Raw genomic sequence first — 20,256 nt, forward strand, 5'->3', positions numbered from 1 at the left:
GTGGAGTGTAAGAGAGGGAAGTGTCCGCTGTTGCTATTTTCAGGGGGATATTCAGGAAACATTTGGTTACAGCGAAAGCAAATAGAGCAGGAAAAACTGTGTCTATACTCCTGAACCCGCATGAGTGAAGAGAGTGAAGTGCTAATAACCAGAAGATTGATAGGAGTTCTTTTTTTCTGGCTTTGGAGTGTGGCTTCCGTAGCCGAAAGTGTAGAGCAGGACGATCAAATAACACCTGCAGAGCAATCAGGTTCAGAGTCATCTGGATGGTACGATAGTTGGGCTTCCCTTCTTTTGGGAAAGCCGGATAAAAACTTGCTGACGTTTCGGATGATAGAAGCGTTGACTATTCGAGCATTGGAAGCTCGCTGGTTTGATCATCACACTGGTTTGTTGAGAAGCCTGCAATTGATTGGTGGAATTGCGGGGTTGGCCATGGAATATGAACTTTTTAAAGCAAGCAAGAAGCAGGTTACCGAAACGCCCCCTCCCAAGGAAAATGATTTTATTAGCTCTACGCGGCGCAGTGGCTTGATTGGTTGGGATTTTGGAAGGAGCAAGGACATGCTTCTCAATGTTAATTTAGGATTTTTTGCTGATCCTTATTTTTTGGGTGGAATTGGAGATCGGTTCAAAGCTTTGGGAGTGACTAATCTATACCTGCATCCCATGACGCTATCTGGCAAACCAATTCTTTTGGTTAGAGTTGTGAAACGCGGCGGTCCTGTTGCGCCATTCTGGATTGCCCCTTCTTTTTTTCAACCCAGTCAAGACTTGTTTTGGTTAGAAAATAGTTGCATGGATAAAATGGAAACAGGTGAAAAAGTACCTGTCAGCATATTTTCAGAGGTTATTCTGGAGTCAATCCTTGATCATCTGGAAGGCAATAAGCCCAAAATAAAACATGTAAGCTTCGATAGCTTTGATTATCAAACATTGGATAACCGATCCGCTTTGTCGTTGGGTTTAGAGACAACTGATAAGAAAAAAATCTATGCAATTTGTGATAAAGGTGCTTCATGGTTCAGGTTGGTAGCTTCTGACTTTGAGAGTGCTTCGCTCGTATTGCAAACGGAAGTGAGCGACTTTTATATGCAGATCAATGAATCTGGATATGAGGACATAGAAAACATCGAAGAATCGGCGAGAGTGTTTTTACACAACTCCGCACTGTTTATATCTCGGGAACTATGGCATGCCGCTTTTTTGTTTTTGATTTCAAGAGCGAGTATTCCCTTAAGTGGCGAAAACTGCTGTGTCTGTCAAGGCGGTAGAGGGTCTATTGCTCCAAGGCTTTCCTGCCCGCATGTGCTCTGCTATGGATGTATGTTTAAGTGGACAGCAAGGTGCTGGCTTGGAGGCGGGCGTTTTACTTGCCCGACATGCAGGTCGTATAGCTGGTAAAGAAAAGGAGACTTTGGCTCCTTTCTCCTCTTCAGGCTGCTTCTGTTGTTTTGTTTTTAAGAATATCTTTTTGCTGGTTGGCCTTTGGCTTAATGTCTTCAACCTTTCTTTGTTTCTCGTAAAGAAACTTTAAAACTTCAGAGCGCAGATGGTTATATTCCGGGTCATCTGTCAGTTCCAAACGACTACGGGGTCGCTCCAGTTTTACATCCAGAACTTCTCCAATTGTTGCTGCAGGGCCGTTGGTCATCATCACTATGCGATCTGACAGAAGAACGGCTTCGTCTACATCGTGGGTAATCATAATCACGGTGTTGTTCAGTTCGTTCTGGATCTCCATCAGGGAGTCCTGCATATGGGCGCGGGTCAGGGCATCCAGAGCACCGAAAGGTTCATCCATCAGAAGAACGTCTGGCTGCATAGCCAGAGCTCGGGCGATACCGACGCGCTGTTTCATGCCGCCGGAAATCTCGTCCGGGCGTTTATGCATGGCATGATCCATATGCACCAGCTCAAGGTTATATTCGATCCACACTTTGGTTTCCTGTTTGCTCTTCTTTTTGCCAAACACCTGCTTCACGGCCAGTTCGACATTTTCGTAAGCAGTAAGCCATGGCAGCAGGGAGTGGTTCTGGAACACAACAGCGCGCTCGGGGCCGGGTTCTGAGACTTCCTTGCCGTTAAGTATCACACCGCCTTTGGTGGCCTGGTGCAGTCCGGCAACAATATTCAATACTGTGGATTTACCGCAGCCTGAGTGACCGATCAGGGAGATGAACTCACCTTTGGCAATTTTCAGGCTAACGTCTTTCAGAGCCGTAAAAGGCCCCTTGGGTGTGGGAAACTCCATATCCACATGATCAATATCGAGAATAATGCTCATGGTTTGAGACCTTTTATTGTTTTGAAATTAGTTGAGTTACTTGGTTTATCTCACTTCGCTGGACTTATCCCAGGACACAAACTTTTGCAGCTGCAGCATGCCCCGGTCCAGCAGGAAGCCGATAAAGCCGATCACCAATACTGCGGCCATAATCCGGCTTAAAGATTCCGAGCTGCCGTTCTGGAATTCATCCCATACAAACTTTCCAAGTCCGGGGTTTTGCGCCAGCATCTCGGCAGCGATCAGCACCATCCAGGCGATACCTAACGACAGTCGCATACCGGTAAAGATCATTGGTACCGAGGCTGGCAAAACAATTTTGCGTACATGAGTGAGAGCAGAAAGGCGCAGCACTTTGCTCACGTTCACCAGATCTTTCTCAATGGAAGCTACACCCACGGAGGTGTTGATCAGCATTGGCCACAGGCAGCACAGAGTTACGGTAATGAGTGAGTTTACAAATGATTTGGCGAACATCGGGTCATCTGTCGTATACACCGCACTCACTACCATGGTCACCAGTGGCAGCCAGGCCAGGGGTGAGACTGGCTTAAAGGTTTGAATAATTGGGTTAATTGCGGTGTTCAAGGTTTTGTTCAAACCAACGGCAATACCCAGAGGAATAGCGATCAAAGCAGCCAGGATAAAACCACTGGCCACGGTAATCAGGCTAGTGCCAATCTGGTCGATAAAGGTTTCTTTACCGGTGTACTTACGAATCCTGGGTTGATAGGTGGGGTCAGCTTCAACCCGCTTGGCATTGCGAACTTCCTGTCGTTTATAGAAAGCCGCTTCTTTTTCCCGTTCAGCTGTATGTTCGTTGTAGAGAGACTGGAACTGGCCAGCCACGGCCTGAGGGCCGGGAAAAGCTCCCAGCGATGTATTGATATTACTTGCTGCTGCAGACCAAAACAGCAGGAAAACAAGAATACCAACCAGGGATACAATACCGGTTTTCAGCCAGCTACCAGCCCCTTCAAACAAGCTCTTTAGTTTTTCCTGAAGCTGAGTATGAGATGCTTCTGATGGTGTTGTTATGGTACTCATGAGAATGTTCTCTCTTTTTGTTGGGTTACGCTTTGCTCACCCAACCTACGCAAAGCCGTCGTTGTAGGTTGGGTTAGGCGCTCTGCGCCGTAACCCAACAGGAAGAGCCGGTTACAGCACATCCCCTTTCTTCAAACCAATGGAGAAACTATCGATGTAAGCGTTTGGCGTTTTGCCGTTGTAAATGATGTTGTCGATAAAGTGCTTCTGTGGAGAGCGGAAACCATCTTCAGTAGTGAAGTTCGGGAATTCATCCGCTTTTGCCAGACCTTCCGCAACCAGAGACTTGGCAGCTTTAGCGTAGATATCAGGACGGTAAACCTTCTTCGCCATATCGAAGTACCAAGTGTCTGGTTTGTCTTCGGCAATCTGACCCCAGCGGCGCATCTGAGTCATGTACCAGATAGCATCGGAGTAGTAGGGGTAAGTAGCGTTGTAGCGGAAGAACACGTTGAAGTCCGGTACCTCACGCTTGTCGCCTTTCTCGTACTCGAAGGTGCCTGTCATACTGTTGGCGATAACGTCATAGTCGGCGCCCACATAGTTAGACTGGGACAGAATCTTCACAGCTTCCGGGCGGTTAGCGTTGTCGTTTTCATCCAGCCACTTAGCGGCGCGAATCATGGCGCGAGTCAAACGAACAGTTGTGTTCGGGTACTTTTCAGCAAACTCCTTGGTGATACCAAATACTTTCTCCGGATTGTTCTTCCAGATTTCGTAGTCAGTTACCACCGGAACACCGATATCTTTAAACACCGCCTGCTGGTTCCAGGGTTCGCCCACGCAGTAACCGTAAATAGTGCCGGCTTCCAGAGTGGCAGGCATCTGTGGGGGGGGCGTTACGGACAGGAAAGCATCGGCGTCTATCTGGCCAGAGGTATCACCCTTGTGAGGTGCATAGAAACCGGGGTGAATACCACCAGCGGCCAGCCAGTAACGTAGTTCGTAGTTATGGGTAGAAACCGGGAATACCATGCCCATATTGAAGGGTTTGCCTTCGGCATTGTATTTATCAACAACAGGCTTCAGGGAATCGGCTTTGATCGGGTGAACTGGTTTGCCATCGGCTTGCTTGGGAATATTGACCTTCATCTGTTCCCAGATCTTGTTGGAAACAGTAATACCATTGCCGTTCAGATCCATAGAGAAAGGCGTAATGATCTCAGCCTTGGTACCGTAACCCATGGTGGCAGCGATTGGCTGACCGGCCAGCATATGGGCGCCGTCCAGACGACCATCAATAACGCCATCCAGCAGCACCTTCCAATTGGCTTGCGCTTCAATAGTTACGTACAGGCCTTCATCTTCAAAGAAGCCTTTCTCGTAAGCGATGGCTATTGGAGCCATATCGGTGAGCTTAATAAAGCCGAACTTCAGCTCTTCTTTTTCTGGCCAGCCTAACTTCTGTTCTGCGGTAGCTACCGTTGGCAGGGTAAACGACGCTGCCAGCGTGCAGGCTAAAACAGATGATTTTAGAAACGAACGTCTTGTGCTTTTGCTCACGGTACCACTCCCTTTTTTAGCAATCTTTTATGGTTTTTCTTTATAAATGGGTTTTAGCAACGCCTGTGCCAAGAAAAGATTGAAAGGAGGGAATCGAAGAAAATGACTAATATTTTGCAACTGTGAACTATTGTGGCGCTCCCGATAAGGGAGGAAAATGCTTGTCGCCCGATAAGTGTGCATTGGTATGGGTGTTATTTTGGTGCAGGCCAATCTGCACTGAAAAAATCAGCCTTACTAGCTTTGGCTGAGTCAGGGTGAAAACAAATTATTTTTGCACCTTCTCGAGAGCTCTTCAGGAGAAGAATGTGGATGGATGCTCTGAAAGTGAACATTCTCTGAAAACTCTCAGGGCTTTAATGCATTCGGTCGGTAAAGTATGGAAGTAGCTTTGCTTATGAATCTTTAGAATTATTAAGTGGCTCTAATTTGAGTTGCAGTTACAATACCTAATAATTCAATATTTTCCCGGCTTTTACCCTGCTAAAAAGCGTGCAGGGATAAAAATTACGAACAATAAGAGCTGGTCAATAACAACGGAGTCGCTCTTTTCATGAAAGAAATCAACAAGGTTGTCCTTGCCTACTCTGGTGGGCTGGATACCTCTGTGATCGCCAAATGGCTTGAAGATACCTATCTGTGTGAGGTGGTGACCTTTACTGCTGATCTTGGTCAGGGTGAAGAAGTTGAGCCTGCCCGCGCAAAAGCTCAGGCGTTAGGGATTAAAGAAATCTACATTGAAGATTTGCGAGAAGAGTTCGTCCGAGACTTTGTATTCCCCATGTTCCGAGCCAATACCATCTACGAAGGTGAGTATTTGCTGGGAACATCTATTGCCCGCCCACTGATTGCCAAGCGTCTGGTTGAGATTGCTAACGAAACCGGTGCTGACGCCATTTCTCATGGCGCAACTGGTAAAGGTAACGACCAGGTGCGTTTCGAGCTGGGTGCTTATGCACTGAAGCCTGGCATTCAAGTTATCGCTCCCTGGCGTGAGTGGGATTTGAATTCCCGTGCCAAGCTGCTGGCTTACTGTGATAAGCACGGCATTGAGATTCAGAAGAAGAAAGGTAAGTCTCCTTACTCTATGGATGCCAACCTGCTGCATATTTCCTATGAAGGTGATCTTCTGGAAGATCCATGGAATGAGCCGGAAGATGATATGTGGTTGTGGAGCGTGTCACCGGAAAATGCTCCCGACGAGCCAACCTATATAGAACTGACCTATAAAGGTGGTGACATTACCGCCATCGATGGTGTTGAAATGACTCCGGCGACAGTTCTTGCTCACCTGAATAAGATCGGCGGCGCGAATGGCATCGGCCGGGTCGATATTGTTGAGAACCGTTATGTTGGCATGAAAGCTCGGGGTTGTTACGAAACGCCCGGAGGCACCATTATGCTGAAAGGGCACCGCGCCATTGAGTCCATCACTCTGGATCGTGAAGCGGCGCATCTGAAAGATGAACTAATGCCCCGTTACGCCAAGCTGATCTACAACGGTTACTGGTGGTCCCCCGAGCGTGAGATGCTGCAGACTATGATTGATCAGTCTCAGGTTTACGTGAACGGCCGGGTACGTCTCAAGCTGTACAAAGGCAATGTGACCGTTGTTGGCCGTGAGTCTGACCAGACTCTGTTCGATGAGAGTATCGCTACATTTGAAGATGACGCCGGTGCTTATAATCAGGCCGATGCAGCAGGCTTTATTAAATTGAATGCTTTGCGTCTGCGGCTGGCTGCCCAGAAAGGGCGTAAGCTTTTGTAAGAAAATATTATGTGTGAGAAGAGCCGGGCACTGCCCGGTTTTTTTATATCTGGAATACAAGAGGTAACGAAACCGAACAGAGTTTTACGGAGAACCCTTGGGAGTCGACTAGTTTTAGCTATCGGTATTTACTGAACGCACTCTCATGCATCTAACAAAGAACCTGACCAGAACTCTCTGGTTATTTCTGGTACTACATTCCTTTTCCGCATTCGGGAATGACGCACTCCTTTCGGGCGAGCAGGTTGAGGCATTGAATAAAGGCCTGGCGCAAGGGTATCTGGCGCACATATTCTCTGGAACAGTATCTGGCCAACAAAGAACCGTTGTTCTGTTGGGGGAAACTCATCATAAGGATGGTGGGCAGTCTGAGGTAGGCAAAGGAATCATTCAATTGTTCCCATTACGTGGTTTAGAAACAATCATCCCCAGTAGTTTGTGGGAGCTACCTTGGTGGCTTTTGAACCGTATTAGCGAGAAGGGCTTATTCTTCATGACTGGTCTGGATCAGGCTCACCGATCAACCATTGTTGAGGCCTTTGATTCCGGCCGAGTGTCAAAGCCTGTTCCAGATGGAAATGAAGATGCCTCTGAATCAACCCCCGAGGGAGATGAGAATATTATTCTGGAGTATGGAGCAAGCAGTTTATTGATGGCTTACGACAGTTGTCTAACTTTTGTTAGCACATACGGTGGGCTGATACAGAGCACTGGTATTTTAGCTGCCGCTTTAATTCGTCCCAAATGGGTGATTCCGTTTCTTTTGACAACCGGAAGCGCTCAGATTTATGCCGCATGGCAACAGCGAATGCTGGTGAAGCACACTTTTAAAAGCATGAGCCCAAGCGAAAAGGACCAAAATCAAAAAGAAGCAAGCTGGGGGGATGCTATTGTTTACCCCGAGTTGTATTACGTTCTTGAGTACCGTAATAAGTTAATGATTGATAATTTAATTAAGGCTTTGGAGGTTCGCCCTTCAGAGTCTCAGATTCTGGTAGTGGTAGGAAAGGCTCATATTGTTGGTATGATTCAGCTTCTAAAGAAACAAGGTTTTACAGAGCAGGCTATCCAGTAAATGAAAATCTGCCCCGCAAGAAGTGTTACGGGGCAGAGAACAGTGTGATTAACCCATCATCGCCTGATATTTCTGCTGATCTTCATAAAGCTCCATAAACACTTTGTATTTCGCTTCATAAAAATCAGCGGTTTTATCCATTTTCCAACGAAAAAATACATATAGTTTCATGTGCAGCCAGCTCATACTATAGCTTTTGGGGAAAAGTGGCTTTTACTTCTAACCCAGGGTTCAGGTTACTGAGTCTCAGAGCTCCTCCATGCTGATCAATAATAGCTTTTGCCATAGCTAAGCCCAGCCCATTACCGGGATTGGTACGTGATTCACTGAGCCGAGAAAAGGGTTCTAAAACATAGGACAGTTTTGTCTCTGGTATGCCAGGTCCGTTATCGGTAACCGCGAGTGTAACCTGTTCATTAGAAGAGTGAATTTGAATAATCGCCGTGCAGCCAGCAGAGCAGTGGGTATAGCAGTTTACGATCAAGTTGATCAGCAACTGCTGGATCATTCCCGCGTCACATTCCAGTAGAACAGAAGATGTGGGGAGCTGTACAACCAATGTCAGATGGTGGCTGTTGGCTTCCAGCTCCATCAGTTCAGTCACGTTTTCCACCAGCTTGTTCAGGTCAATTTGTTTGAAGTTACCAGTGGTACCTTTTACCCGGAGCCGTGAAATTCTCAGCACTGTATCAAAGGTTCGATTCAGGTCCTCCAGTTTTTGGATCGCCTGCTCAATCTTATCTCCGGTGTTTTTGTGTTGTTCATTCAGATCACTGGCTTCAAAAAGGGCGATCTGTGCATGAGATAATGGGGTTTTCAGGTCATGGGCTACGGCTGCTGCAGCTGTCTGTATCCCGTTAACAAGATGTGCCAGGTGATCAAGATGATGGTTCATTTGGACGGCAATGTGATCAATCTGGTCGGGCTTTTCTGCTACAGGAATTCTCGTCTGAAAATGTCCGGCGGATATCCGCTGCAGCGCATAGCTGATCCTTTTCAACTTGCTATAGGATCGGTAGCTGAACAAATATCCCAGCAGAAGTATCCCCAATGACAGGATAACCCCTGCCAGGGCCAACCCCATAATGAGGTGTTGCCTCAGTTTTTCCAGACCAGCGGTTGAGCGTCCAATCACAACTGACATGTGACCAATACGAAAAGTTTGGCTGTGGAACAGCTGGTTAGAGAGTGTGGCTCTAACTAAAGAAAGCCTCTTACTATCAAAACCAATCACACTTGGCAAAATGGAAACTGTACCAGCTAGAAATGAATCATCGGCATCAAAGATACCGACTCGTTGCTCAACAAACTGGCTCTGGTTTGAAAGTTCCTGAACAGCTTTCACCAAACCGGCTCTGCCTTCATTGTCATAAATATTGGAAAAGAGTGTGTACTCTTCCAACAAACGGGATTGTACACTCTCTTTGAGTATGGACGTTGCACCGATGACAAAGAGTGCACTGGTGAGAGTAAAGAGAAGAATAAATATCAGGCACAGGCGTAGTGCCAACTTAAAGGGGGAACCAGAAAGAATATTAGCGGGGGGCACGTATGCTGTACCCCATGTTGCGAATCGTATGTATCAAGGGCTGGTCAAAAGGTTTATCAATTTTGATTCTTAGCTTGCTGATATGTGTTTCTACGGCGGTTGTTCCGGGATCGAAGTTGAATCCCCACACGCGCTCGAGAATCATAGTTTTGCTGACAATGCGACCGCTGTTTTTCAGCAACAGCTCCAGCAGTGCAAACTCTTTGTTTTTTAAGGCAATCATTTGCCCTTGGCGCTCTACAGTTCGGGATAACAAATCCAAATACAGGTCATGAACAGACAGCTCAATGACTTCCTTCTTTTTCTCAACAGGCCGGCGTGAAAGAGCATGAATACGTGCCAATAGCTCTGAAAGATGGAAGGGTTTGGCTATATAATCGTCACCTCCGGCCATTAATCCTTCTACCTTGTCGTCAATATCGGCCAGGGCAGTGAGAAAGATAACGGGAGTTGAATTGCCGGTAGCACGCAGTGCTTTGACGACAGTCAGGCCATCCATACCCGGTAACATCCTGTCTGCAATAAACAGATCATAGGCATGATACAGACACTGGTTGAGCGCTTCCCTGCCATCAATGACGCAGTCCACCAGGTGACCGTTCTCTGTTAATCCCCGATTTATATAGTCAGCAGTGATTGAATCATCTTCTGCGAGCAGTATTTTCATAATTCTGAGTAATCAAAAGCATTGCAGAGCTGCAATGTAACGTGAGCAAAGAGGCAGAGCTATAGGGGCATTCAGTAAAATCGTTACTGAATGTTTATATATTGATATCTGCAGGCGTTTTTCACGCAGATACCCAGTCAGAAACTACTAATTCAGCATAGGTATAACATTCTTAAAACCGGTGATGAGCATTTGCATTCCAATCACTGCCAGAATCAGCCCCATGAGGCGTGTCACTATTGATAAGCCACTTTCCCCAATGCCATTTATTATTTTGGAACTGCATAGAAAGCATATGCAGGTAATCACACAGAGGACAGCAAACATCGCGATGGTAATGCTGATGTTAATCCAGTCACCAGCTGCTGAATAGTTCATTGCAGTTGCAATAGTTCCAGGGCCAGCAAGAAGAGGAACAGCAAGAGGGGACACAGCAATATCACTGCCATGTTCTGTTTCATTACTCTGGGTATTATGATCCGAACTCGTATGGGAGTTATGCAGCTTGGAACCACTGCCGTGCAACATGTGATAACCCACCAGAAATACCAGTATTCCACCAGTAAGCCGCAGTGCTGGCAACGTGATACCGAATAAATGAAAGATAGATTTTCCCAGCAGGGCGAATAAAACGATCAGTGTAAAAGTGATAAGTAGAGACTTGAAGGCAATACGGCGTTTTTCGAGTGTACTCTTGTCGGCTGTTAACCCGGCAAAAACCGCTGTATTAGCGATGGGGTTCATGATGGCAAAGAATGCCATGAAAACGACGATGAATTGTCCGGTCATTTGCATGGCTCTTTCCTTATAGATTGATCTGGTTCATGTCTCATGGCCGACAATCCTGGTTAGTTCTCAGAGTTTCGTCAGAGATAGGGGCGATATAACTGATCAGAAAAGCTGGTGTTTATGGCAGGGGTTTGAAATCAGCGTACCAGAGATTGCTGCGAGCAAACCTTGTCCCAGAAGTTTTTCTATCATGAACTCTGTGGTGGGGAGGGGCTCTCTGAACCCTTTATTCAAACCTGTGATGCAGTGACGACTTCTGCTGCAGGGGGAGCAACGTCATCGACAGGGTTTGAACAAGTGTTATCAGTGTCTGTAAGCCAAGTGTGTGTGAAGATTTACAGGCAATGGTAACTTCAGAGGCCCCGAAACGAGTGTAAAGTGGTTTACTGTTCCGAGATTGTTTCCCAGGAGTATCCCTGTTTAGGCGTTTCTACAGCGCCAAAATCTTCGACCACGATGGAGTTTTCAATAGCCTTCAACATCAGGTTTGCTTCATAATAGTTGCCATCCTGTAATTTGTCGTATGCCAGCTGAAGACCTTCAACGGTAGCAACCACAGGTAACATGGAATATTTGAAGTCCAGTTCAACCCCAGCATTCAGCATCTTGGCGTAGGCATCGTGGGTCTTGCCCTTTTGAGCCAGCTCGCCAGCTTTTTCTATTGCTTTTGTGGTTTTAGGAGTTGGTTTGAAGTCTTCAGAAAATGTCACTGAACTGTGGATTGGTACGCCGTAACCCTGATTGTCTTCGAGTTTCAGAGCATATTTGCTGATTCTCTTATCAAACGTTGACTGAGCTTTGTTGATCAAATCATTGGCTGCATCAGTGTAACCTTCAAACAGAGCCAGACGGGCATTGTTGATATCGGACAGGACTGAACGGGCATGCCCTGGAATGGTTACGATATCAACAACGTAAACGGTATCATCGCTTTGTTCAGCCTTGCCGGCAGCCATGGCGGTATTGGTCATCGCTGTGAAGGCAAGGATACCAGAGAATAACAGCGTAGTTGTTTTTGAAGCTTTCATGACTATCTCCCTTTGATGGATGGAGATAGATTAACCAGTGAATCTGTGCACAGCCTTTCATGAACTTTAAAAAAAATTAAAGTTCAAGTTTACCGTTAAAAATCGTGAAGGTCAGAAGATACTGTAGACATTCAGTGAAGTTGTAACTGCCTTTGGCCCATCGGTGGGTGAAGCTTGAGATAGACAAGATCGAAAGAACCATAAGAAGAGTTTCCAAGCTTTAAAGAGTATAGGTTTAGAAATCTTGCAGCAGTGTTCATCCATAGTGTGGTTTTTGAGGGCGGAACGCGTGTATATACTGAGAGTGTTGTTTACTATTTTTGATAATGATGAACCCTCTATAGAGGGTTCATCATTGATAGGAGATAGAATTAAACAAACATCATGGCTTCATACTTCCTATGGTCTTCATAAAGCTCTATAAACACTTTGTATTTCGCTTCATAAAAATTAGCGGTCTTACCGGTTTCAGGTTCAACCTTACGACCCATACGGCTCATCTTTGCCATAGCTGTCGCGATATCAGCGTCATAATCCTGAGCAGCAACAGCACCCAGCATGGCGCTGCCGAGAAGAACACTTTCTTCCTCCTCGGCCATTTGCATCACACAACCAGTAGCGCTGGCATGGGCTTGCAGGAACACAGGGTTCTTGGTTCCTCCTCCGCAGGCCATAATGGTGTTAATCCGGTAACCACTGTCGTTCAGGGCCTCAATAATATGACGAGTCCCCATGGCGATAGCCTGAATCGTTGCCAGATATTGCAGAGCCAGATCATCAGCGGAAGCGGATAATTTCAGGCCAGTCATAATACCAGTTAGATGTGGATTGGCTCGTGGAGAGCGGTTGCCGTGGAAATAGGGGAGCACATGAATATGACGGGTCAGGAATGGAATCTCTTCCTCTGAGCCTGCCTGCGACAACAGTCGTTCATTCAGCAGCTGGTAAATAGATTTCCCTTCTTCTTCACCCTGCTTGAGCAGTTCCGCCGCCGCATGATGTTTGAAGATAATATGATCCACCAGCGCGCCCGTTGCGGACTGCCCACCTTCATTCAGCCACATGCCGGGAATCATTGCTGAGAAATATGGCCCCCAGATGCCAGGAACAAAGCGGGATTCTTTAGCAACAGCCATATGGCAGCTGGACGTACCGCCAATCAGGGCAATACGTTCTTCCAGGTCTGGTGTTATTTCTCCATCGCCAGCACCCAGAACACCAACGCCGCCAGCATGGGCATCAATCATGGAAACTCCAACGGGAATACCTTTAATAAGGCCCAGATCTTCCGCAGCTTTGGCCGTTAATGCACCTGCCTGATCACCGATTGCACGAACGTCTCCACCCAGAGCTTCCTGCTCATTGGTCATCAGGTCACTCAGACCAATAGTGTCAAAATAATCGTGGTCCCAGCGGGATTCATGGCCGAGGTAAGTCCATTTGCAAACCCCGGAACAGGTAGAACGGCTGGTGGAACCAGTGGCACGCCAGGTCAGCCAATCTGGTAATCCCATAAAGTGGCCGTGCTGTTCCCAAATATCCGGGCGGTTTTCTTTCAGCCATAGCAGTTTGGGCGTTTGCATCTCTGGAGAAATCTTGCCGCCCACGTAATCCAGAACTTTATGGCTGGTGGCATTAATACGATCAGCCTGAGCAATCGCGCGGTGATCCATCCAGACAATCACATCCCAGAAACTGTCATTAGTGGGGCTTACTGTCAGTGGCTGGAACTCTTCATCCATAACCGCCATAGAACATGTTGCGTCAAAGCCGATACCGGCAATGCTGTCTTTGGCAATGCCGGACTCTGCCATGGCACTCTGTACAGAGTTACAAACCGCAGCCCAGATGTCCTGGGTGGACTGCTCCACAAAGTCAGCCTGTGGGCGGTTCATGCGAATCGCTTTGCTGGCAGTACCCAGACGCTTGCCATTGCGATCAAAAACTCCGGCTCTGGCACTGCCGGTGCCAACATCAATTCCTATGAAATGTTTCATTATCGTTTCCCGAGATTTTTGATTATTACCGTGAACGGTTGATAGCCATAAATGCGAGCAGGATTCCGCCCCACAAGGAAAGGGTCAGATAGCTGCTAACGCCGAGAAGGTTTAGACCGGATTTAACCAGCTGCAAAATAATCAGGGTAACCAACAGGTTGACACCAAGGGCGCTTTATCGCTCTTGGACTACCATGAGTTACACCGTCTGTATTACCTGTTTCCAGAATCAGACAGGCAACCCCTTAATAATTGGTGGGGATTGTCTACAGTATTTAGATAACTCTCTACTACTGAGAAAAAGAGACATGGACGCCAGAAAACACTCGGCATTTACCTTAATAGAACTGATGATCGTGGTCGCCATTATCGGGATTCTGGCCGCAATCGCTATTCCTGCCTATCAGGATTACACCGCCCGGTCGACCATTGCCGGGGAAGTTATGCCAATGATCAAGAAAGCCTCTGGTGATGCGTCTGAGTATTTCTCTGTGAATAACACTCTGGACGGGTTTTGCGCCTCAGATGTGGGGCAGGACTTTGTCTCAACTGCCAGTGATTATGTGGATAACTTTATCTGTTGGGAAGGTACCGCAGGCTCTCAATCATTCCACATTCAGGCTGATTTGAATGAAGCTAGGTTTCCTGATGATATTCCCAACGGTGGCCGAATTGTGTTTTTCCCCACCTATGATGGCAACAATATTAAGTGGCATTGTGGATATCATGACAATTCTGATTTGAAGGTTCCGGGGAAATATCTGCCAGCCAGTTGTCGTAATAATTATGTGAATGGATCAGCGGCAATATTCGTTGATGGTATAGACGTGACCAGCCAGTCTCTGGGGGGCTAAAAAATAAAAACGCCCGAACAGCTTTGTAAAGCCGTTCGGGCGTTACTGTATCAGCTACCGTCAGGCGCTGACTTCTACCCGATCAGCAATCAACTGATCAACAACACCGGGATCCGCCAGTGTTGAGGTATCTCCAAGGCTTTCACATTCGCCAGCAGCAATTTTGCGCAGGATGCGGCGCATGATTTTGCCGGAACGGGTTTTCGGTAAGCCTGGTGCGTTCTGAATCACATCCGGTGTGGCGATTGGCCCAATCTCATGACGAACCCATTTCTTAAGGTCGGCTGCCAGTTCAAAGGAGTAATCCACATCTTTGTTCAGGGTGACGTACACATAGATACCCTGACCTTTGATATCGTGGGGATAACCAACAACAGCAGCTTCCGCCACATCATGGTGAGCCACCATGGCACTTTCGATTTCTGCTGTGCCCATACGGTGGCCGGATACGTTGATAACATCATCAACCCGGCCGGTGATCCAGTAGTAACCATCTTCATCCCTGCGGGCACCATCACCGGTGGTGTACATGCCTTTGAAGGTGGTGAAGTAAGTCTGCACAAACCGTTCATGGTCACCATAAACAGTACGGGCCTGGCCGGGCCAGCTATCAAGAATCACAAGGTTACCTTCCGCCGGGCCATCAACAATATTACCCATGTTGTCCACCAGTGCTGGCAGCACGCCGAAAAATGGACGGGTGGCTGAACCAGGCTTCAGGGCAGTCGCACCGGGCAGAGGTGTAATCATTGCTGCGCCGGTTTCTGTCTGCCACCAGGTATCTACGATTGGGCAGCGACCTTCACCAACTGTTTGGTGATACCAATGCCATGCCTGTGGGTTAATAGGTTCTCCCACGGTTCCCAGCAGACGCAGACTCTTACGGCTGGTGCCTTCTACAGCTTCATCACCGTAAGCCATTAACGCCCGTATAGCAGTTGGAGCAATATAGAGAATATTAACGTTGTACTTATCAACAATCTGGCTGACCCGGTTAACGGTTGGATAGTTGGGCAGACCTTCATGCATAACAATGCTGGCACCGTTACAGAGCGGGCCGTAAACAACATAGGAGTGACCGGTTACCCAGCCCACATCAGCATTACACCAGAATACTTCACCATCCCGATAATCAAACAGGTATTGGTGAGTCATAGAGGCGTAAACCAGATAACCACCTGTGGTGTGCAGAACACCTTTAGGCTTACCGGTGGAACCCGAGGTATAGAGAATAAACAGCGGATCTTCTGCATTCATCTCACGGGCTTGGCAATGAGGTGAGGAAAGTTGCTGCAGCTCGTGCCACCAGACATCACGATGATTGTGCCAGGGAATATCCGCACCGGTGCGCTTGTAAACAATCACCTTTTCGATGGAGCGAATATCAGGGTGAGTCAGTGCTTCATCAACATTGGCCTTCAGAGGAATCTTCTTTCCGCCACGTACACCTTCGTCGGCAGTAATAACCAGCTTGGCGTTACTGTCGATAATCCGTCCAGCCAGAGCTTCCGGGGAGAAACCTGCGAAAACAATAGAGTGAATGGCGCCGATACGGGTACAGGCCAGCATGGCAACCGCAGCCTCAACGACCATGGGCATGTAAATAGCAACGATATCACCCTGACGGACGCCTTGTGATTTCAGAGCATTGGCAAACCGGCATACATCTTCGTGCAGTTCACCGTAAGTCACTTCCCGCTGTTCACCGGGCTCATCACCTTCCCAGTAAATAGCTACCTGATCCCGACGGGTTTCCAGATGACGGTCCAGGCAGTTATGGGAAACGTTGGTGGTGCCGTCTTCAAACCACTTGATGCTGACATTGTGATCATCAAAAGAGACATCTTTGACTTTGGTGAACGGGGTAAACCAATCGATACGCTGGCCATGTTCACGCCAGAAACCCTGAGGGTTGACGATGGACTGTTGATACATCTGGCGGTATTTGGCGTCGTCTACCAGAGCTTCAGCCGCGAGCTGAGGATCGACTGGAAACAGGGAAGGTGCCTGATCTGTATTATCGGGGGCGCTCATGGGGTCACTCCTGTATTTTTATTATTTTTCAGCCTTGTTGTTAAAAGTTTTTAATTTGGCTGATTTAAGAAAACCACGATGTGGATTCTTACTTTTGTCGCATAACTAGGCCATTAGACCTTGGTATAAACCATTGCCTGATACCTGAAAATTGGCGAACATCCATTCTAGAAGAATAACAATTTGGATGCATCATGAATGGCTGGCTGATAATTCTGGTGTCGCTGATTTATGCTGGCGGGCTGTTTGCTGTGGCCTGGTACGGTGATCATAGTGACCGTTTTCGTAAAGGCCGCTGGCAACCGCTTGTTTACAGTTTAACTCTTGCTGTTTATTGCACTTCCTGGACATTTTTCGGCGCCGTAGGTCAGGCGGCTATGTCTCCGTGGTCGTTTATTCCCATTTATCTTGCCCCTATTGTTGTGATGCTGTTTATGTGGCGATTGCAGGCAAGGATGATCCTGATTGGCAAGCAGGAAAATATTACTTCAATTGCTGATTTCCTGGCTGCCCGATATGGCCGCTCAAGGTTGGTGGCAGTGGTTGCCACAGTCGTAGCCGCATTCGGAGTGATTCCTTACATCGCCTTGCAATTGAAGGCGATTCTTATGGGCTACAGTTTATTGTCAGCCGATCAACTCTATTTCTTTGGTGATGCTACTGCCAGCCAGATGATCTCTGGTGATACAGCGCTGCTTGTGACCCTTGCCCTGGCTGGTTTCAGTATTCTCTTTGGTACCCGTCACCTTGATACAACCGAGCATCACCATGGTGTGATGTTGGCGGTGGCAGTGGAATCCATTCTGAAGCTTCTGGCATTTCTTGCTGTTGGAATATTTGTTATCTGGCAGGCTCCTCAAGGTTGGAGCGGGTTGATCAGTGAAACTCAAACACTAAATGCGCCAGTGAGCAGTGAATGGTTCAGCCTCTCGGTGATGACCCTGATATCTATGGCCGCATACTTCTGCCTGCCCCGACAGTTTCATGTAACCGTTGTTGAAAACACGGATGTAAAACATTTCCAGACGGCCCGAAAGGTTTTCTCTGTTTATCTGTTATTGATGTGCCTGTTTGTGCTGCCGGTTTCTATGCTGGGTAAACAGATACTGGCTCCGGGAGTGTCTCCCGATACATTTGTGATCAGCCTGCCAATGGGAATGGGGTATTTCAGTCTGGCAGTTCTGGCTTATATCGGTGGCGTTTCCGCTGCTATCGGAATGGTGATTGTGTCAGTTATCGCTCTGGCGATTATGTTGGGTAACGAAGCGATTGTGCCGCTTCTTTTGCGAGGAAAGCGATTACCTGACTCTTCCTTTAAAGAATTGCGTGGTCTGCTGCTGAATATACGACGTGGTTTGATAATTGCGATTCTGCTGCTGGCATGGGGATTCTCAAGAGTTATTGATGGGCAATCTTTGGCGGCTTTAGGATTTATGTCTTTTACAGCATTGGCTCAATTAGCGCCGGGATTGATTGGAGGTCTGGTCTGGCGAAACAGTAATCGCAATGGTGTTGTCTTTGGTATTTTTGCCGGAGGTTTGAGCTGGCTGGTATTACTGGTTCTTCCTGCTGCGGGGTTGGAACTACCGATTATTTCTGCGCTAAAAACGGTCGCTCCTGACAATGTGCAAGAGGCTGGCATGTTGATCAGTCTGTTGGTGAATGTTGTTTGCTACTGGTTTGGCTCCCTGTTTTTTGTTCCCCGTTTACAGGAACGCCATCAGGCCGGGCGGTTTATGGATGTGCGAGCCCTAGGACAAAGTGATTTGCCGGTTTCCAATGTACGGGTTGATGAGCTTGAACAGTTAGCGGCCCGATTTGTTGGAGAAGACAAAGCCCGTGAAGCTTTTGAGGCGCAGGCTGGCGAGGAACAAACATGGATGTTCCGGCAGCGCAAAGCGTCTCCCATTCTGCTGGCGATGACGGAACGTTTGTTATCCAGTGTTCTGGGAGCATCCTCGGCTCGTATTGTGATGCGCAGTGCTCTGGATGGACACCGTATGGATTTGACCGATGTTGAAAGCATTGTTGACGAGGCGTCGTCAGTACTTACTTTTAATCGAGAGCTGCTGCAGAGCTCTATTGAAAATATTGAGCAGGGTTTGAGTGTTGTTGATCAGGATCTTCGGCTTGTGGCCTGGAATCAGCAATATCTTGATATGTTCGATTACCCTGAAGGTCTTGTCTGTATCGGGCGGCATATTTCTGAATTGATTCGCTTTAATGCCGAGCGGGGGTTGTGTGGCCCGGGAAGTATTGAAGAGCATGTACGCAAACGAGTGAAATGGATGCAGAGTGGTACAGCCCACCGTTCTGAGCGTACCTATAAAAACGGCACTGTTATTCAGATTCAGGGTAATCCTATGCCCGGTGGCGGCTTTGTTATGAGCTTCACCGATATCACCAGTTTCCGTGGTGTGGAAAATCAACTGAAAGCAGTGAATGAAGAGCTGGAGTTGCGGGTCAAAGAGCGCACTCAAGAGTTGGAGGTTTTAAATCGTGACCTGCTGAAAGCAAAGCAGCAAGCTGAACAGGCAAATGGTTCCCGAAGCCGTTTCTTTGCCGCCATCAGTCATGACCTTATGCAACCTATGCATGCCGCACGATTGTTTACTGCAACCCTAGTGGATGAGTTCAGGGAAGGGCGAGTGGGAGAGCTGGCCGGGCAGCTGGATAGTTCACTGCAGTCGGCTGAAGACCTGCTGAAAGATTTGCAGGAACTATCCCGTTTGGAAACTGGAAGAGTTTCCCGCCATATCGAATCCTTTTCTATTGATGATCTGCTTCAGCCTTTGAAAAATGAATATGGCGTTATGGCAGATAAGTATCAGGTGACATTTCGTCTGGTAGGCAGTGCCAAAGTTGTAAAAAGTGACCGAACTTTATTAAGGCGGGTGCTGCAAAACTTTCTTGCTAATGCCTTTCGATATGCCAAGGGCGGAAAGGTTATGCTGGTATGTCGGCGGTCTGGGCAAGGGTTACGGATTGAAGTTAGAGATAATGGGCCGGGAATTCCTGCCCAGCAGCAGGAAGAGGTTTTCCGGGCTTTTCAACGATTAGATCACAGTGATGCGCAGGGTTTAGGTTTGGGTCTTGCTATCGCTAGAGGTATTGCCGGTGTGCTTAATCATGAACTTGGTTTGCACTCTGTACCCGGTCAGGGTTCTGTGTTTCATATTACTGTTCCAACCAGCGAGTTTTCTCCAAAACAAGTACGTTCGGTTTTATCTGCTGTTGCATCCAATAAACTTGCCGGTGTTCGTGTGTTCTGTATTGATAACGACCCAATGATTCTGGAAGGGCAGAAGGCACTTTTGCAACGCTGGGGCTGTTATGTAGAAACGGCCACTCACCAGAATGAAGTGCTGCAGAAACTGGATTCTTTTGAGCCGGACTTTATTCTTGCGGATTACCATCTGGATGATGGCGCGAAAGGGCTGGACTGTGTTTACGCCATAAGAAACCAAATGGGGTGTGATGTACCAGCCATTATCATTTCCGCTGATGCTTCGTCTCAGCTTAAGACGCAGTTGCGTTCAGAAGAATTGGGCTTTATGCCGAAACCAGTAAAACCGGCCGCATTACGAGCTTATATGAGTCGGTTTATGGAGTTAGAGGAACTAAGCAGTTAGCAGCCCTGACTGAGCAAGGCTGGTTA

15 protein-coding genes are annotated in these 20,256 nt (G+C 47.5%); 5 read left to right on the forward strand and 10 right to left on the reverse strand.

What is annotated here, in order from left to right; all coding sequences use genetic code 11:
* The first annotated feature begins 120 nt into the window (after nucleotides 1-120).
* The gene (locus tag ACY2RR_RS09260) at nucleotides 121-1,404 is read left to right on the forward strand and encodes an RING finger protein (RefSeq protein WP_490107849.1); all 1,284 of its coding nucleotides are present in this window, start codon (nucleotides 121-123) and stop codon (nucleotides 1,402-1,404) included.
* A 31-nt stretch (nucleotides 1,405-1,435) separates the two neighbouring features.
* On the opposite strand, the gene ACY2RR_RS09265 is transcribed toward ACY2RR_RS09260, so the two are convergent.
* The 3 genes from ACY2RR_RS09265 to ACY2RR_RS09275 all read right to left on the reverse strand — a co-directional run bounded on the left by ACY2RR_RS09265 (nucleotide 1,436) and on the right by ACY2RR_RS09275 (nucleotide 4,783).
* Complete coding sequence (locus ACY2RR_RS09265) at nucleotides 1,436-2,287, reverse strand: ABC transporter ATP-binding protein (RefSeq protein WP_490107850.1); 852 nt, start codon at nucleotides 2,285-2,287, stop codon at nucleotides 1,436-1,438.
* Nucleotides 2,288-2,332: 45 nt separating this feature from the next.
* On the reverse strand, nucleotides 2,333-3,334 hold the full coding sequence (locus ACY2RR_RS09270) for an ABC transporter permease (protein WP_490107851.1): 1,002 nt from the start codon (nucleotides 3,332-3,334) through the stop codon (nucleotides 2,333-2,335).
* A gap of 111 nt (nucleotides 3,335-3,445) precedes the next feature.
* Nucleotides 3,446-4,783 carry a CmpA/NrtA family ABC transporter substrate-binding protein gene (locus tag ACY2RR_RS09275; protein WP_490107893.1) on the reverse strand — a complete coding sequence of 446 codons (1,338 nt, stop codon included), beginning with the start codon at nucleotides 4,781-4,783 and terminating at the stop codon, nucleotides 3,446-3,448.
* Between the two features lie 607 nt (nucleotides 4,784-5,390).
* Between ACY2RR_RS09275 and ACY2RR_RS09280 the strand changes: the two genes are divergently transcribed.
* Both ACY2RR_RS09280 and ACY2RR_RS09285 read left to right on the forward strand, forming a co-directional pair.
* The gene (locus tag ACY2RR_RS09280; protein ID WP_490107852.1) at nucleotides 5,391-6,605 is read left to right on the forward strand and encodes an argininosuccinate synthase; all 1,215 of its coding nucleotides are present in this window, start codon (nucleotides 5,391-5,393) and stop codon (nucleotides 6,603-6,605) included.
* 145 nt (nucleotides 6,606-6,750) lie between these two features.
* Complete coding sequence (locus ACY2RR_RS09285; RefSeq protein WP_490107853.1) at nucleotides 6,751-7,680, forward strand: hypothetical protein; 930 nt, start codon at nucleotides 6,751-6,753, stop codon at nucleotides 7,678-7,680.
* A 48-nt stretch (nucleotides 7,681-7,728) separates the two neighbouring features.
* Here the strand turns inward: ACY2RR_RS09285 and ACY2RR_RS09290 are convergent, their stop codons facing one another.
* The 6 genes from ACY2RR_RS09290 to ACY2RR_RS09315 form a co-directional block, all read right to left on the reverse strand.
* On the reverse strand, nucleotides 7,729-7,851 hold the full coding sequence (locus ACY2RR_RS09290) for a hypothetical protein (protein WP_490107854.1): 123 nt from the start codon (nucleotides 7,849-7,851) through the stop codon (nucleotides 7,729-7,731).
* Between the two features lie 16 nt (nucleotides 7,852-7,867).
* Nucleotides 7,868-9,229 carry a sensor histidine kinase gene (locus ACY2RR_RS09295; protein WP_490107855.1) on the reverse strand — a complete coding sequence of 454 codons (1,362 nt, stop codon included), beginning with the start codon at nucleotides 9,227-9,229 and terminating at the stop codon, nucleotides 7,868-7,870.
* Nucleotides 9,216-9,896 (reverse strand): response regulator, encoded by a 681-nt coding sequence (locus tag ACY2RR_RS09300; protein WP_490107856.1) that lies wholly within the window; start codon nucleotides 9,894-9,896, stop codon nucleotides 9,216-9,218. The genes ACY2RR_RS09295 and ACY2RR_RS09300 overlap by 14 nt, the downstream gene beginning before the upstream one ends.
* A 147-nt stretch (nucleotides 9,897-10,043) precedes the next feature.
* A complete protein-coding gene (locus tag ACY2RR_RS09305; protein WP_490107857.1) occupies nucleotides 10,044-10,691 on the reverse strand; it encodes a MarC family protein in 648 nt (215 codons plus the stop codon).
* A gap of 377 nt (nucleotides 10,692-11,068) precedes the next feature.
* A complete protein-coding gene (locus ACY2RR_RS09310) occupies nucleotides 11,069-11,713 on the reverse strand; it encodes a YfdX family protein (RefSeq protein WP_490107858.1) in 645 nt (214 codons plus the stop codon).
* Between the two features lie 371 nt (nucleotides 11,714-12,084).
* Entirely contained in the window at nucleotides 12,085-13,710 is a 1,626-nt protein-coding gene (locus ACY2RR_RS09315) for an FGGY-family carbohydrate kinase (protein WP_490107859.1), read from the reverse strand.
* Between the two features lie 308 nt (nucleotides 13,711-14,018).
* Between ACY2RR_RS09315 and ACY2RR_RS09320 the strand changes: the two genes are divergently transcribed.
* Entirely contained in the window at nucleotides 14,019-14,564 is a 546-nt protein-coding gene (locus ACY2RR_RS09320; protein WP_490107860.1) for a pilin, read from the forward strand.
* Nucleotides 14,565-14,624: 60 nt separating this feature from the next.
* Here ACY2RR_RS09320 and acs read toward each other — a convergent pair whose 3' ends face one another.
* Complete coding sequence (gene acs, locus ACY2RR_RS09325; protein ID WP_490107861.1) at nucleotides 14,625-16,598, reverse strand: acetate--CoA ligase; 1,974 nt, start codon at nucleotides 16,596-16,598, stop codon at nucleotides 14,625-14,627.
* 194 nt (nucleotides 16,599-16,792) lie between these two features.
* Between acs and ACY2RR_RS09330 the strand changes: the two genes are divergently transcribed.
* Nucleotides 16,793-20,230: a hybrid sensor histidine kinase/response regulator gene (locus tag ACY2RR_RS09330; RefSeq protein WP_490107862.1), complete on the forward strand. Its 3,438-nt coding sequence runs from the start codon at nucleotides 16,793-16,795 to the stop codon at nucleotides 20,228-20,230.
* The last annotated feature ends 26 nt before the right edge of the window (nucleotides 20,231-20,256 follow it).

It is taken from the genome of Parendozoicomonas sp. 2304DJ65-17 (assembly GCF_058148445.1).

What these genes read in the sequence shown, in the direction of transcription:
- ACY2RR_RS09260 (WP_490107849.1), top strand. Translation starts at nt 121, where the DNA reads ATGAGTGAAGAGAGTGAAGTGCTAATAACCAGAAGATTGATAGGAGTT.
- ACY2RR_RS09265 (WP_490107850.1), bottom strand. Translation starts at nt 2,287, where the DNA reads ATGAGCATTATTCTCGATATTGATCATGTGGATATGGAGTTTCCCACA.
- ACY2RR_RS09270 (WP_490107851.1), bottom strand. Translation starts at nt 3,334, where the DNA reads ATGAGTACCATAACAACACCATCAGAAGCATCTCATACTCAGCTTCAG.
- ACY2RR_RS09280 (WP_490107852.1), top strand. Translation starts at nt 5,391, where the DNA reads ATGAAAGAAATCAACAAGGTTGTCCTTGCCTACTCTGGTGGGCTGGAT.
- ACY2RR_RS09285 (WP_490107853.1), top strand. Translation starts at nt 6,751, where the DNA reads ATGCATCTAACAAAGAACCTGACCAGAACTCTCTGGTTATTTCTGGTA.
- ACY2RR_RS09290 (WP_490107854.1), bottom strand. Translation starts at nt 7,851, where the DNA reads ATGAAACTATATGTATTTTTTCGTTGGAAAATGGATAAAACCGCTGAT.
- ACY2RR_RS09300 (WP_490107856.1), bottom strand. Translation starts at nt 9,896, where the DNA reads ATGAAAATACTGCTCGCAGAAGATGATTCAATCACTGCTGACTATATA.
- ACY2RR_RS09305 (WP_490107857.1), bottom strand. Translation starts at nt 10,691, where the DNA reads ATGCAAATGACCGGACAATTCATCGTCGTTTTCATGGCATTCTTTGCC.
- ACY2RR_RS09310 (WP_490107858.1), bottom strand. Translation starts at nt 11,713, where the DNA reads ATGAAAGCTTCAAAAACAACTACGCTGTTATTCTCTGGTATCCTTGCC.
- ACY2RR_RS09315 (WP_490107859.1), bottom strand. Translation starts at nt 13,710, where the DNA reads ATGAAACATTTCATAGGAATTGATGTTGGCACCGGCAGTGCCAGAGCC.
- ACY2RR_RS09320 (WP_490107860.1), top strand. Translation starts at nt 14,019, where the DNA reads ATGGACGCCAGAAAACACTCGGCATTTACCTTAATAGAACTGATGATC.
- acs (WP_490107861.1), bottom strand. Translation starts at nt 16,598, where the DNA reads ATGAGCGCCCCCGATAATACAGATCAGGCACCTTCCCTGTTTCCAGTC.
- ACY2RR_RS09330 (WP_490107862.1), top strand. Translation starts at nt 16,793, where the DNA reads ATGAATGGCTGGCTGATAATTCTGGTGTCGCTGATTTATGCTGGCGGG.